This window comes from Streptomyces sp. MBT53, assembly GCF_016654115.1.
GTDB lineage: Bacteria > Actinomycetota > Actinomycetes > Streptomycetales > Streptomycetaceae > Streptomyces.
Window position 1 is genome coordinate 1 of record NZ_JAEQAZ010000185.1, and the last position, 13,224, is coordinate 13,224.

Here is a 13,224-nt window from a genome sequence, read left to right on the forward strand (position 1 = left end):
CCACCCGCCAACGCCAGCGTCAACACCAGTGCCCGCGCCCGCGGTTCGGGTATTCGCCCCGCCAACCCCCGCCCGATCACCCCGCCCACGACCATCGCCGCGCCGACCGCCACCCACCGCGCCCCGCTCAACGACGGCACCCCGTTCGCCGCGACCGAGAACGCGTTGACGACGACGCCGTAGAACTGGGCGTTGGGGACGAACTCCCGTACCGTCCAGCCCGCATTGACCGCGTAGAGGGAGATCGGCGGACCGCCGACGCCCGCCGCCGCGTTCATGAAGCCGCCTGCCGCGCCCGCCGCGACGGCACCGCGGGTGCCCCGGAGTGCCGGTACCCGCGCGCCCTTCATCACCAGCAGGACAGCCACCGTCACCAACCCGCCCATCACCAACAGGAGGACCGGCGGCGGTCTGCACGGTACCGGCGGGGGCGTGGATGACCCGCCAACTCCCGCCGCCGCGCACAGCGGGCCCACCATGAAGAACTTCCTCTCCTCCAGGCCCGTCCTCTGGTTCCTCTTCCTCTTCAACCTCGCCGTCGCCGCGGTCGCACCCTTCGTGGTCGACGGGACGCAGGGCGTGATGACCGCCGTCGGTATGGGCGTCGTGTCGCTGGGTGCCGGTGTCAGTCTCGTCCGGGATCGTGGCCAGTCGGCCACGGCGCGTTAAGTGGTCGGTCGGCCACAGCGCGTTAATTGGAGCAGCCCTTCCTCGCTCCTGTACGTCCGCTGCACGGGCCCTAACCCGCCGGAAGCCAGCCTGGAGTCATCCCAAAACGCACCAGTACAACTGGAGTTGAGATGACCCGCCGGACCATGAGCAAGCGTGCAGCCGCCGTCACCGTCACCACCGTCCTTGCCCTCGGTTCCCTCGGCACCGTCGCCGCGACCGCCGGGCCCCAGCACGACGCCAAGCCGTCCAAGACGCAGATCGCCGCCCTCTTCGACGGCTGGAACGCCGCGCTCAAGACCGGTGACCCGGAGAAGGTCGCCGATCGGTACGCGCCGGACGCCGTGCTCCTGCCGACCGTCTCCAACAAGATCCGCACCGACCGTGCCGAGATCGTCGACTACTTCGAGCACTTCCTGCCCAACAAGCCGGTCGGGAAGAAGGTCGAGACGATCGTGAACGTGCTCGACAGCAACTCCGCGATAGACACCGGCATTTACGAGTTCACGCTCACCGACCCGAAGACCGGCGACAAGCGTGTCGTGGAAGCCCGTTACACCTACGAGTACGAGAAGCGCGCCGGCAAGTGGCTGATCGTCAACCACCACTCCTCGGTGATGCCCGAAGGGTGATCACGACCGACAGCCCGGTCTCCGGCGCGTCCCGCAGGGCCACCGTGCCGCCGTCGTCCGTCACCAACTGCCGTACGACGGCCAGGCCCAGGCCCGAACCGGAGCGCCCGGTGAGGCCCTGACCGCGCCAGAAGCGGTCGAAGGCGCGGGACTTGTCCGCGTCGGACATGCCGGGGCCCTCGTCCGTCACCGTCAACTCCACCTCGTCGCCCCGGGTCTGGGCCCGCACGGTGATCGTCGCGCCGTCCGGTGACACCTCCAGGGCGTTCGACAGCACGTTGTCCAGGACCTGTTCGAGATGACCGGGACTGGCCAGCACAAGCGGCCGGCCGTCGACAACACTCCCCCTGAGCGCGATCTCGACCCCGCGCTCGTCGGCGGCCGGTCTCCACACGGAGAGCCGTTCGGTCACGATCTCCCGCAGCGGCAGCGGTTCCGCCGCCGTCACCTTCGCCTCGGCCCGCGCCAGCACCAGCAGGCCGTTGACGAGACGGCTCATCCGGACCACTTCGGCCGTCGCCTGATCGACGTCCTCCCGTACGAACTCGTCGTCCACACCGTCCGCGATGTTGTCCAGCGAGAGCCGCAACGCCGTGAGCGGGGTGCGGAGTTGGTGGGAGGCGTCGGCCACGAAGATGCGCTGCGAGGCGATGAGGGTGTCCAGGCGCTCGCCCGCCTGGTTCAGCGTCCTGGCGAGCGTCTGCGTCTCGTGCGGGCCTGTCACGGGCGTACGTGCCGTCAGGTCGCCGTCGCTGAACTTGCTCGCCATGTCGTTGAGTTGGCGCAGGGGGCGGGTCAGGCGGCGGGCGACCAGCGCGCCCAGGCCGGCCGCCACTGCCAGGACACCGACCGCGAGGATCGCCCGGAAGCCCCAGATCTGCCAGAGCCGCCGGGTCAGGTCCGAGGTCGGGTACGTGATGCGTACGGCGCCCACCGTCCTGCCGTCGCGCCGCGCCGGTGCCGTCACCTCCAGCTTCCCGTCGCCCCAGTGCGTCGCGGTCTTGGCGCGGGACGCGGGCAGTACCTCGGCCGTGCCGGGGGTCTCCTGCGCGTACGCCACCACCATGCGGTCCAGCGCTGCGCGCGAGGCCGCGTCGCCGCTCAGCAGCAACGCCATCGTCCTCGCCTCGCGCCGCACCGACTGCTCGGTGTCGCCCCGGAGTTGGGCGGTCAGCGTGAAGGCGACGGGCACGGTGAACGCCGTCAGTGCCACGGCCACCAACAGGACGTAGCTGACGATCAGTTGCCGGATCATGAGGCCGGAGGCCCGTCTCCGGAGGAGGTGATCTCCAGGCGGAAGCCCACTCCCCGTACCGCCTCGATCGTGATCGCGCCCGCCAACTTCCTTCGCAGCGCGGCCACATGGACGTCCAGCGTCTTCGTCGGGCCGAACCAGTTCGCGTCCCAGACCGCTTCCATGATCTGCTCGCGCGACATCAGCGCGCCGGGCTCCTCGGTGAGGAACGACAGCAGGTCGTACTCCTTGGGCGCGAGGGCCACTTCCTCGCCGTCCAGGCGGACGCGGGCGGCCTTGCGGTCGATGGTGAGGCGGGGGCCGTAGGCGTCGGGGCCCGCGGCCTCCGCGACCGCCTTCGGCTGTGCGCGGCGCATCACCGCCCTTATACGGGCAATGACCTCGCGGACACCGAACGGTTTTGAGACGTAGTCGTCGGCGCCCAGTTCCAGGCCGACCACGCGGTCCGTCTCGTCGCTGCGCGCGCTGATCACGATGATCGGCACGTCACCGCGGGCGCGCAGCGCCTTGCACACGTCGAGGCCGTCGGTGTCGGGCAGGCCCAGGTCGAGGAGGACGACGTCGTAAGGGGCCTTGTGGCTCAGGGCCGCCCCGCCCGTGGTGACCCAGTCGACCTCGAAGCCGTAGCGCAGCAGTCCGCGTCGTAGGGACTCAGCGACCGGTTCATCGTCTTCCACCAGAAGTACGCGCACACGGCGACCTTAGTGCCGTAAACCCCGTTCCCAGCCGTCACCTGTGACGCTCGGCACTTTTCCCGCACCCCTGGATTGGGCATGCGCTGACCTGGGCGTCCGAATCTCACCATGCGATACCTGGGAAGGGAATTTCGGGCGCTCGTTAAACTGAGCCGACACACCAGGACTGAGCGAGGAGCGCACGTGGGCCTTGTCGTGCAGAAGTACGGAGGCTCCTCCGTAGCCGATGCCGAGGGCATCAAGCGCGTCGCCAAGCGAATCGTGGAAGCGAAGAAGAACGGCCACCAAGTGGTCGTCGTCGTTTCCGCGATGGGCGACACGACGGACGAGCTGATCGATCTCGCCGAGCAGGTATCTCCGATGCCCGCCGGGCGTGAGTTCGACATGCTGCTGACCGCCGGAGAGCGGATCTCCATGGCACTGCTGGCCATGGCGATCAAAAACCTGGGCCACGAGGCCCAGTCGTTCACCGGCAGCCAGGCAGGCGTCATCACCGACTCGGTCCACAACAAAGCCCGGATCATCGACGTCACGCCGGGGCGCATCAGGACCGCGCTGGACGAGGGCAACATCGCCATCGTCGCCGGGTTCCAGGGTGTGAGCCAGGACAAGAAGGACATCACCACGCTGGGGCGCGGGGGCTCGGACACGACCGCCGTGGCGCTCGCCGCCGCCCTCGACGCCGAGGTCTGCGAGATCTACACCGACGTCGACGGGGTGTTCACCGCCGACCCGCGCGTGGTGCCCAAGGCGAAGAAGATCGACTGGATCGCCTTCGAGGACATGCTGGAGCTCGCCGCCTCCGGCTCCAAGGTGCTGCTCCACCGCTGTGTGGAGTACGCCCGCCGATACAACATCCCGATCCATGTGCGGTCCAGCTTCAGCGGACTTCAGGGCACCTGGGTCAGCAGTGAGCCGAAGCAAGGAGTCCAGCAGGTGGAGCAGGCCATCATCTCCGGTGTCGCGCACGACACCTCCGAGGCCAAGATCACGGTCGTCGGCGTGCCCGACAAGCCGGGCGAGGCCGCGGTGATCTTCCGGACGATCTCCGACGCCCAGGTCAACATCGACATGATCGTGCAGAACGTGTCGGCGGCCTCGACGGGACTCACCGACATCTCCTTCACCCTCCCCAAGGCGGAGGGCCGCAAGGCCATCGACGCCCTGGAGAAGAACAAGGACGGCATCGGCTTCGAGTCGCTGCGCTACGACGACCAGATCGGGAAGATCTCGCTGGTCGGCGCGGGCATGAAGACGAACCCGGGCGTCACCGCCGACTTCTTCACCGCCCTGTCAGACGCGGGCGTCAACATCGAGCTGATCTCGACCTCCGAGATCCGCATCTCGGTCGTGACCCGCGCCGACGACGTCAACGAGGCCGTCCGCGCCGTGCACACGGCGTTCGGCCTCGACTCCGACAGCGACGAAGCCGTCGTCTACGGAGGCACCGGCCGCTGATGGCCACCACCGGAGCGACCGTGCGTCCGACGCTCGCCGTAGTCGGAGCGACCGGGGCCGTCGGCACGGTCATGCTCGGGATCCTGTCCCAGCACGCGGACATCTGGGGCGAGATCCGCCTGATCGCCTCTCCGCGCTCGGCCGGCCGCAAGCTGGCCGTGCGCGGGGAGCAGGTCGAGGTGATGGCCCTCACGGAGGAGGCCTTCGACGGGGTCGACGTCGCCATGTTCGACGTCCCCGACGAGGTCTCCGCCCAGTGGGCGCCCGTCGCCGCCGCCAAGGGCGTGGTCGTCGTCGACAACTCGGGCGCCTTCCGGATGGACCCCGAGGTGCCCCTGGTGGTCCCCGAGGTCAACCCGCACAAGGTGCGGCACCGCCCGCGCGGGATCATCGCCAACCCGAACTGCACAACCCTGTCGATGATCGTCGCCGTGGGCGCGCTGCACGCCGAGTTCGGGCTGCGCGAGCTGGTGGTGTCGTCGTACCAGGCCGTCAGCGGAGCGGGGCGGGCCGGGGTGGACACCCTGCGCCAGCAGCTGGCCCTCGTCGCGGGCACCGAACTGGGCACCAAGCCCGGTGACGTGCGGCGGGCCGTCGGGGACAACACCGGGCCGTTCCCGGAGCCGGTGGCGCTGAACGTCGTACCGTGGGCCGGGTCCCTGCGCGAGGACGGCTGGTCCTCGGAGGAGATGAAGGTGCGGGACGAGACCCGCAAGATCCTCGGCCAGCCCGCGCTGCCGGTCGCCGTGACGTGTGTCCGTGTCCCGGTGGTCACCACGCATTCCCTCACCGTCCACGCCCGCTTCCAGGGCGAGGTCACCGTCGACAAGGCGCGCGAGATCCTCGCCACCGCCCCGGGGGTCGTCCTCTTCGACAATCCGGCCGCCGGGGAGTTCCCCACCCCCGCCGACGTGGTGGGCACCGACCCGACCTGGGTGGGGCGGCTGCGCCGGGCGCTGGACGACCCGACGGCGCTCGAACTGTTCGTCTGTGGCGACAATTTGCGCAAGGGAGCGGCCCTCAATACGGCACAGATCGCCGAGCTGGTGGCGCGCGACCTCGGGTGAGAACCGGAGCCGCCCGCTCCGCCCGGCCGTAAATCCGCTGGCCAGTGGCGCACGGGTTTGTAGGATCACTGTGCGCGATGTGGCCGGATTAATGGTTGGGACCACTTGAATCCAGCCACCTCCGCATCCGAAGATTTCACTCCCCGCTCTCCGCAACCGCGCGGTCGGCGGGGAGCGTCTTTGCGGACGCCCTTCAGCGGGCGCGGGGATGCGGCGAGGGGCGTGGGGACGCCCCGGCCTTTTGTGACACAGGGGAAGAGCGGGTAGGCATGAGGGTGTTCGACGCACTGTCGGTTGTGCTGCCTGACACCAGACGGGTGGGTGGACTGTTTGTTTCGTCTGACATAAATGTGACGGTCGACGCGTACAACCCCAACGGGGGGAAGCGTGTCCAACTGGCGTGGCTCAGGTACTCGACTTCTCTGCGGCACGCGGCACGGCCCTACGGCCTCCGCGTGGATCCCGTGCGCCCGGCGGCATGCCGGTGATCGCGCCGATGCCCGCAGCGCGGCCCGCCCGCATCCCGAACCAGCGCGACGGTGTCGACGACACCGTCGCGGCCGGAACGACCGTCGACCACCTCACCGAGACCTATCGGGCGCACTACCGCTCGCTGCTCGGCCTGGCCGCGCTCCTCCTCGACGACACCGCCTCCTGCGAGGACGTCGTCCAGGAGGCGTTCATCCGGGTCCACTCGGCGCGCAAACGCGTCCGTGACCCCGAGAAGACCCTGGCGTATCTGCGCCAGACCGTCGTCAACCTCTCCCGCTCGGCCCTGCGCCGCCGCATCCTCGGCCTCAAGCTCCTCTCGAAGCCGATGCCGGACATGGCCAGCGCGGAGGAGGGCGCCTACGACCAGTTGGAGCGCGACTCCCTCATCAAGGCGATGAAGGGCCTGCAGCGCCGCCAGCGCGAGGTCCTGGTCCTGCGCTACTTCGCGGACATGACCGAGGCGCAGGTCGCCGAGTCGCTCGGCATCTCGCTGGGCTCGGTGAAGGCGTACGGCTCCCGCGGCATCGCCGCCCTCCGGATCGCGATGGAGGCATCGGCATGAGCGACAACGTCGACGGAAACGGCGCGCGTGCTCGGCGCGAGCCGGAAGTCCGGCGCGGTCCGACCTGGGCCCGCAAGGAAGAACCGAACGAATCGCACGCTGGGAACGGAATTGTGAACCACGGCCCCGACGAACAGAGCCCCAACGGGCCGAGCCTCGACGGGAACTCCGGAGGAGGCTCCGGGGGGGAGAACCCCGAGAACACCGAGAACCTCGAGAACCCGGACGGCATCCAGGGCGCTGAGGGCCACAAGGGCCACCAGGGCCCCGAGGCCCCCGAGGGCGTTCAGGGGCGCGACCCCGAAGGACTCGGGGGGCTCGCAGGCCTCGCCGCGCAACTCGGCGGAATCGGCGGAACCGGCGGACTCGGCGACCACGACACCGAAGGATTCGCCCCGGACGAGCTGGCGCTGCGCCGGCTGCTGCACCAGGCGGTCCAGGAGGTCGAGCCCCGCGACGGCACGCTGGAGCACCTGCGCAAGGCGGTGCCCGCCCGCCGGGCCCGCAAGCGCCAGGCCGTCGTCGGCATGGCCGCCGCCGCGCTCTTCTTCGGCACCGCCATCCCGGCCCTCGTGCACGTCTCGAACTCGACCGGTTCCGTCGACCCGTCCATGGCGGGCAACAGCTCACAGGCCCAGGGCGGCACCAGCCAGGGCAAGAACCCGGACGGAGGTTCCGGCACCTCCGGCGGCTCCTCCGGGCAGACGTCGGGACAGAATCCGGGCGGCCACAAGAACGAGGGCGGGGGCAAGAGCCCGGGCTCCGGCACCGTGAGCGCCAACCCCTCGTCCAGCGCCGGGACGGCCGCGCCCACCTGCGGAGCCGCACAGCTCGGCTCGGCCACCTCGTCCGTGGCCGCCGCCGATACGGGGGGCATCGTCTACGGCACCTTCACCGTCACCAACACCTCCGGCACCAGCTGTACCGTCGGCGGGCCCGGCACCGTGGGATTCTCCGCGGTGGGGGCGGCGGACAGCACCAAGATCTTCGTGACGCGGCACGCGGCGGGGGACTCGGCGACCGGCCTGCCCGACCCCTCGACGGAGCCCGCCGAGCTGGTCCTGCAGCCCGGCTCCGCCTACCAGGTCAAGTTCGCCTGGGTGCCCTCGGAGACCTGCCCCACCAGTAGCGGCAGCACCGGCGGCACGACCACCGGCGGCACCACGGCCAGCCCGTCGCCCTCGGAGGACGCCAGCACCACCAGCGGATCCACGGCCGGTGACACCGGCACGTCCACCCAGCTGCTCCCCGAGGACGGCACGCTCGACGGCAGCGTCCAGGTCACCCACACCGCGGAGACGGGCTCACCGACGGCCACGGCCGTCGTACCGAACGCGTGCGCGGGGACGATCTACCGGACGGGCGTGCTGTCGGCGTCGTAGGACGGCCGTCGGTCGCAGGGCACCAAGGTGTCTGTTGCCGTTGCCGGTCCACGGGGGACCCGGCGGCGGGTGTCAGACGGTGACGCGGGCCGCCTGCTCGCTCTCGTCCTCCGGCAGCAGCCCGAGTTCCGCGTCCCGCGCGAACTCCACCTCGCGGCGCAGCAGCCGGAACCACATGAAGACGACGAAGCCCGCGAAGACGAACCACTCGCCGGTGTAGCCCAGGTTCTGGAACGCCTTCAGGTCCAGGCCGGTGTTCGCGGGCGCGGTCGCCGGTACGGCCGTCATCCCGGAGTCGGCCCTGTCGAGCGTGATCCACGCGTCGTACACGGGGTACGGGACCAGGTTCACGAGTGAGGCCGCGCTGATCGCGGCGGTCTGGCCGGACGGCAGTCCGCCCTGGGCGCTGACGCCGTTGTCGCCGGGCGTCTCGGAGGCCTGGAGCGAGCCGCTGACGGTGATCTCGCCGGTCGGCGCGGCCGGTGCCTTCGCCGCGTCGGGCGTGCCGGGCAGCCAGCCGCGCACCACGGGCAGCGCCTTGCCGTCGACGGTGCGCAGCAGGGTGAGGACGTAGTAGCCGTTCTTCCCGTCCAACTGGCGGTCGGGGACGAGGAGTTGCTTGCCGTACCGGCCGGTCGCGGTGGTCTGCCGACCGGACGTGCTCTGGTCGACGGGCAGCAGTTCGGCGAGCGGGCGGGCGGCCTCCTTGCGGTCCGTCTGGACCTGCCTGGTGGCCTGATGGCTGCTGTCCACGCGCGCCTGGAACCGGCTCAGCTGCCACGACCCCATGAAGATGCAGAAGGGGATGGCGAGCAGTACGAAGACGTTGATGCCCCACCAGCGCGATGTCAGCAGAAACCGGTACACGGCTTCCACGGTACGGGGCTGCCGCGAGGGCCTCGGCCCGGGGGTCGGCCCGGAGCCTCGGCCCGGTGCCGGCCCGGAGGTTCACCCGTCGTCGGCCCGGAGGTTCACCCGTCGTCGGCAATGCTCCGACCGGGACTTGGTCGAAGTTATCCACAGGCTGAGGATCCAGTCAGTGCAATGTCTGTGAGGGCGGGCAGTATGGGGCCATGACTGAGAGCAACGGGTCCGCGTACACACCGGACTGGGAGAAGCGCTTCAGGGCGCCCCGAGTGTCCCTGCCCGACTGGGCGGAGGACGCACCCGACCGTTCCCTGTTCGTGTCGAACGCGACAGGGACGTATGAGCTGTACGCCTGGGACCGGGCGACGGGCGAGCAACGCCAGGTCACGGACCGGCCGAACGGCACGACGGACGGTGTGCTCTCCCCGGACGGGGAGTGGATCTGGTGGTTCGACGACAAGGACGGCGACGAGTTCGGCGTCTGGCGCCGCCAGCCCTTCAAGGGCGGCCCCGACGAACCGGCCGTCCCCGGCCTCGAACCGTCCTACCCGGCCGGGCTCGCCCTCGCGCGGGACGGCAGGACCGCCGTCGTCGGCCGCTCCACGGACGAGGACGGTACGACGATCCACCTCGCCCGCACCGGCGACGAGACCGCGCTGATCTACCGCCACCGCGAGTCCGCGGGCGTAGGCGACCTCTCGCACGACGGTTCGCTGATCGCGATCGAGCACACCGAGCACGGCGACGCGATGCACTCGGCGCTGCGCGTCCTGCGCCCGGACGGCACGGCGGTCGCCGACCTGGACGACACCAAGGGCGGCACCGAGGAACTGGGCCTCGAGGTGCTCGGCTTCGCACCCGTCGAGGGAGACACCCGGCTCCTCATCGGGCATCAGCGGCGCGGCCGTTGGGAGCCGTTGGTGTGGGACGTGGTGAAGGGCGGCGAGACCGACCTGGCCCTGGACCTGCCCGGTGACGTGAGCGCCGAGTGGTACCCGGACGGCTCGGCCCTCCTCATCGCGCACAGCTTCGAGGCCCGCAGCGAGGTCTTCCGCTACGACCTCGCCTCGGGCGACCTGGAGAAGGTGCCGACCCCGCCCGGTTCCGTCTCGGGCGCCACGGCCCGCCCCGACGGCAGCGTCGAGTACCTGTGGTCGTCGGCCGCCGAGCCGTCCGCCGTGCGCTCGACGACCGGCGAGGTCGTCCTGGACCCGCCCGGCCTGAAGTCACCGGGCTCGGTCCCGGTGGAGGACGTGTGGGTGGAGGGCCCCGGCGGCCGTATCCACGCCCTGGTCCAGAAGCCGGCGGGTGCGACGGGCCCGCTCCCCACGGTCTTCGACATCCACGGCGGCCCGACCTGGCACGACAGCGACTCCTTCGCGGCCGGTCCCGCGGCCTGGGTCGACCACGGTTACGCGGTGGTCCGGGTCAACTACCGCGGCTCCACCGGGTACGGGCGGGCCTGGACGGACGCGCTGAAGTACCGGGTCGGTCTCATCGAGCTGGAGGACATCGCGGCGGTCCGCGAGTGGGCGATCACCTCCGGCCTCGCCGACCCCGCCCGGCTGATCCTCACCGGCGGCTCCTGGGGCGGCTACCTCACCCTCCTCGGCATCGGCACCCAGCCCGACGCGTGGACGCTCGGCATCGCGGCGGTCCCGGTCGCCGACTACGTCACGGCGTACCACGACGAGATGGAAGCCCTGAAGGCCATGGACCGCACCCTGCTGGGCGGCACCCCCGAAGAGGTTCCCGACCGCTTCGAGGCGTCCTCCCCGCTGACCTACGTCGACAAGGTCACGGCCCCCGTCTACATCTCCGCCGGCGTCAACGACCCGCGCTGCCCGATCCAGCAGATCGACAACTACGTCGAACGACTGGAGAAGCGCGGCGCGGTGCACGAGGTGTACCGGTACGACGCGGGACACGGGTCACTGGTGGTGGACGAGCGGATCAAGCAGGTGAGGTTGGAACTGGACTTCGCGGCAAGGCATTTGGGGGGAGTGGTGTCCGCTTAGCCGCGGGTAGTCGTGCCGCTGGGGCGGCACGGGTGGGCGCGGACGGCACCCCGCAGCGCCGGGTTGCGGTCCGGCCCCCGGCCCGCCCCGGCGCTGGGCGCCTGATCAGGTCGCGGCCCGGTCCCGCGGTCGTCGCCCCAGCAACTCCGCCAGCCCCCGCCGGGTCGCGGCCAGCACGACCCGGTCCGAGCCCCGCAGGACATACGTGTCGGGAAGGTCCCACACCAGCCCCGACCGCCGTACGTCCTCCGACGCGTCCTGGTTCGCCGTGTCCAGGGCCAGCACCCGCCAGGACCCGGCCCGGAACGCCTCGGCCATCGTCTTCCCCTCCAGCTGGGGATGCCCGCCCACGGTCATCGCCGCGAACAGCAGCACCCGCCGCTCGACGGGGATCGCGCCCAGGATCTGGCGGCCCATCATCGCCCCGGCGAACGCGGGCGCGGCCAGATGCGAGACGCTCCGGCTCCGGGTGAGGGCGCCGGGGTGGGCGGCGCGCAGGGTGCGGTAGACGGCGGTCGCGAAGTCGTCGTCGTAGAGGCGGAGTACGACCCGTAGGTCGGGGCGCACGGAGCGGGCGTAGAGGACGGCTTCGAGGTTGGTGGTGTCGGAGCTGGTGACCGCGAGGAGGGCGTGCGCGCGGTGGATCTTCGCGGACTCCAGGACGCCCTCCTGGGTGACGTCCCCGAGGATCACCGGCACCCGCAGCCGACGCGCGACCGCGAGACCGCGGGCCTCGGGGTCGGCCTCGACGCACACCACGGGGATGTGCAGTTCCCGCAGCCGGGTCAGCACCCGGGTGCCGATCTTGCCGAGCCCGAGCAGCACCACATGCCCGCCGAGCCCGCGCGGCGGCTTGCGCAGCCCGGACGCCGTACGGAACGTGCCGAGGGCCTCCAGTACGGCGGCCAGCAGCACCGGCAGCATCAGCAACCCGACGAGACCGGAGAGGAGTTGAAGGATCTGGCGGCCCAACGGCGCCCCGATCGCGGGGTCGTCGATCGCGAAGAGATCCAGCAGCGTCAGATAGAAGGCCCGCACGGGATGGATACCGGTCACCAGCCACAGCGACACGGCGAGCGCGATCACGCACGCCACCATGCCCGCCAGCGACCAGCGCAGCCGCCGCGAGAAGAGGGAGGAGAAGGCCGGTACGACACCGCCCCCGCGTCCGCCCGGCAACTGCGGCCCGGCGTACGACACCTGCTCGAGGACGACGGTGCCGCGCCCGGTGGCCGAGGCGACCGCCGCAGCGTCGGGCAGCAGGCGCGGGCCCTGTTCGCCCATGCCCTCGGAGCCGTCCGCGCCGGCCGGGTCGCTGCTGGTCGCCGAGAGCAGGGCGAGCGTGGCCAGCCCGGGGTCGGCGACCTCGCCGGGTGCGGGCGGCGGCCGCTCCACCGCGCGCAGCAGCAGCCCGTCGGTCTGGACGACCTTGCTGGTGCCGGCCAGGGCGGTCGCGGCCAGCGCGGGCGCGGCGGTGTCGGCGTCGGAGAGGACGGTCGTGGACGCGTCGAACCCCGTGACGTTGACGTCCCCGGTCGCCAACGCGGCCGCCTGGTCGAGGAGTTCCTCGATGTGCTGGCCCAGGCGCCGGTTGTAGAGGCGGAGCACGAGCCGGATACGGGGGTTGAGGCGGCGGGCGGTGAGGGCGGCACGGATGTTGGTCTCGTCGTCGTCGTGCACCAGCGCCAGCGCGGTCGCCCGCTCCACGCCCGCCTCCGCGAACACCGCCTCGGTCAGCTCGGCGACCTCCAACACCCGTTCCCCGCGCGGGGTTTCGGGGGCGGGCGGGGCGCCGTTGCCGTTCGCCCTGGCCACCGCCGCGTTGACCCGGTCGCGCAGCGCCACCGAGGCGGCACGCGCACGGCCGACGACCGGTGGGCGGGAGTTGGCCTCGGAGAGCGGTACGACGAGGGTGATCTGTTCGCCGTAGACCGTGCGCAGTTCGGCCGCGAGCCGGTGCGCGAGCGCGTCGTCGCCGCACACCACCATGTGTGCCCGAGCGGTGCCCGGCGGGGTCTGATGAGGAACGCTGCTCGCCACGAGGGGAAAGACTGCCCCAAGGAGGCGGGTGGTTCCAGTATTGCGCTGAACACCCGTGCCCCCACTGCCGTATGCAGAGAGAGGGAG

The 13,224-nt window shown here is 71.1% G+C and carries 11 protein-coding genes; 6 read left to right on the plus strand and 5 right to left on the minus strand.

The annotated features are described in order from the left end of the window. On the minus strand, positions 1–659 hold a 659-nt coding region (locus JHN45_RS41385; RefSeq protein WP_307783340.1), incomplete at its 3' end, for a TSUP family transporter. A 141-nt stretch (positions 660–800) separates the two neighbouring features. Between JHN45_RS41385 and JHN45_RS41390 the strand changes: the two genes are divergently transcribed. Continuing rightward, the gene (locus JHN45_RS41390) at positions 801–1,301 is read left to right on the plus strand and encodes an SgcJ/EcaC family oxidoreductase (protein WP_201054532.1); all 501 of its coding nucleotides are present in this window, start codon (positions 801–803) and stop codon (positions 1,299–1,301) included. Here JHN45_RS41390 and JHN45_RS41395 read toward each other — a convergent pair. Together JHN45_RS41395 and JHN45_RS41400 are read right to left on the minus strand one after the other, a co-directional pair. Next, positions 1,267–2,556: a HAMP domain-containing sensor histidine kinase gene (locus JHN45_RS41395; protein WP_201054533.1), complete on the minus strand. Its 1,290-nt coding sequence runs from the start codon at positions 2,554–2,556 to the stop codon at positions 1,267–1,269. The genes JHN45_RS41390 and JHN45_RS41395 overlap by 35 nt on opposite strands. Next, entirely contained in the window at positions 2,553–3,248 is a 696-nt protein-coding gene (locus JHN45_RS41400; RefSeq protein WP_201054534.1) for a response regulator transcription factor, read from the minus strand. Before JHN45_RS41400 ends, JHN45_RS41395 begins: the two co-directional genes overlap by 4 nt. A 186-nt stretch (positions 3,249–3,434) precedes the next feature. On the opposite strand from JHN45_RS41400, the gene JHN45_RS41405 reads away from it, so the two are divergent. The 4 genes from JHN45_RS41405 to JHN45_RS41420 all read left to right on the plus strand — a co-directional run bounded on the left by JHN45_RS41405 (position 3,435) and on the right by JHN45_RS41420 (position 8,212). Next, positions 3,435–4,709, plus strand: coding sequence for an aspartate kinase (locus tag JHN45_RS41405; protein WP_019070326.1), 1,275 nt, complete (start codon positions 3,435–3,437; stop codon positions 4,707–4,709). Beyond that, positions 4,709–5,776, plus strand: a complete 1,068-nt coding sequence (locus JHN45_RS41410; protein WP_200713243.1) for an aspartate-semialdehyde dehydrogenase — start codon at positions 4,709–4,711, stop codon at positions 5,774–5,776. Before JHN45_RS41405 ends, JHN45_RS41410 begins: the two co-directional genes overlap by 1 nt. Positions 5,777–6,254: 478 nt before the next feature. After that, positions 6,255–6,830 (plus strand): SigE family RNA polymerase sigma factor, encoded by a 576-nt coding sequence (locus tag JHN45_RS41415; RefSeq protein WP_200713244.1) that lies wholly within the window; start codon positions 6,255–6,257, stop codon positions 6,828–6,830. Next, the gene (locus tag JHN45_RS41420) at positions 6,827–8,212 is read left to right on the plus strand and encodes a hypothetical protein (RefSeq protein ID WP_201054535.1); all 1,386 of its coding nucleotides are present in this window, start codon (positions 6,827–6,829) and stop codon (positions 8,210–8,212) included. The genes JHN45_RS41415 and JHN45_RS41420 overlap by 4 nt, the downstream gene beginning before the upstream one ends. A gap of 72 nt (positions 8,213–8,284) precedes the next feature. On the opposite strand, the gene JHN45_RS41425 is transcribed toward JHN45_RS41420, so the two are convergent. Continuing rightward, on the minus strand, positions 8,285–9,079 hold the full coding sequence (locus JHN45_RS41425) for an SURF1 family protein (RefSeq protein ID WP_201054536.1): 795 nt from the start codon (positions 9,077–9,079) through the stop codon (positions 8,285–8,287). Positions 9,080–9,285: 206 nt separating this feature from the next. Here JHN45_RS41425 and JHN45_RS41430 point away from each other — a divergent pair, with 206 nt between their 5' ends. After that, positions 9,286–11,097: a prolyl oligopeptidase family serine peptidase gene (locus JHN45_RS41430; RefSeq protein ID WP_201054537.1), complete on the plus strand. Its 1,812-nt coding sequence runs from the start codon at positions 9,286–9,288 to the stop codon at positions 11,095–11,097. 105 nt (positions 11,098–11,202) lie between these two features. Here the strand turns inward: JHN45_RS41430 and JHN45_RS41435 are convergent, their stop codons facing one another. Beyond that, positions 11,203–13,086, minus strand: a complete 1,884-nt coding sequence (locus JHN45_RS41435; RefSeq protein ID WP_200713256.1) for a TrkA family potassium uptake protein — start codon at positions 13,084–13,086, stop codon at positions 11,203–11,205. Between the last annotated feature and the right edge of the window lie 138 nt (positions 13,087–13,224).

Coding starts and splice junctions, on each gene's coding strand:
- JHN45_RS41390 (WP_201054532.1), top strand. CDS start 801: ATGACCCGCCGGACCATGAGCAAGCGTGCAGCCGCCGTCACCGTCACC.
- JHN45_RS41395 (WP_201054533.1), bottom strand. CDS start 2,556: ATGATCCGGCAACTGATCGTCAGCTACGTCCTGTTGGTGGCCGTGGCA.
- JHN45_RS41410 (WP_200713243.1), top strand. CDS start 4,709: ATGGCCACCACCGGAGCGACCGTGCGTCCGACGCTCGCCGTAGTCGGA.
- JHN45_RS41415 (WP_200713244.1), top strand. CDS start 6,255: ATGCCGGTGATCGCGCCGATGCCCGCAGCGCGGCCCGCCCGCATCCCG.
- JHN45_RS41420 (WP_201054535.1), top strand. CDS start 6,827: ATGAGCGACAACGTCGACGGAAACGGCGCGCGTGCTCGGCGCGAGCCG.
- JHN45_RS41430 (WP_201054537.1), top strand. CDS start 9,286: ATGACTGAGAGCAACGGGTCCGCGTACACACCGGACTGGGAGAAGCGC.
- JHN45_RS41435 (WP_200713256.1), bottom strand. CDS start 13,086: ATGGTGGTGTGCGGCGACGACGCGCTCGCGCACCGGCTCGCGGCCGAA.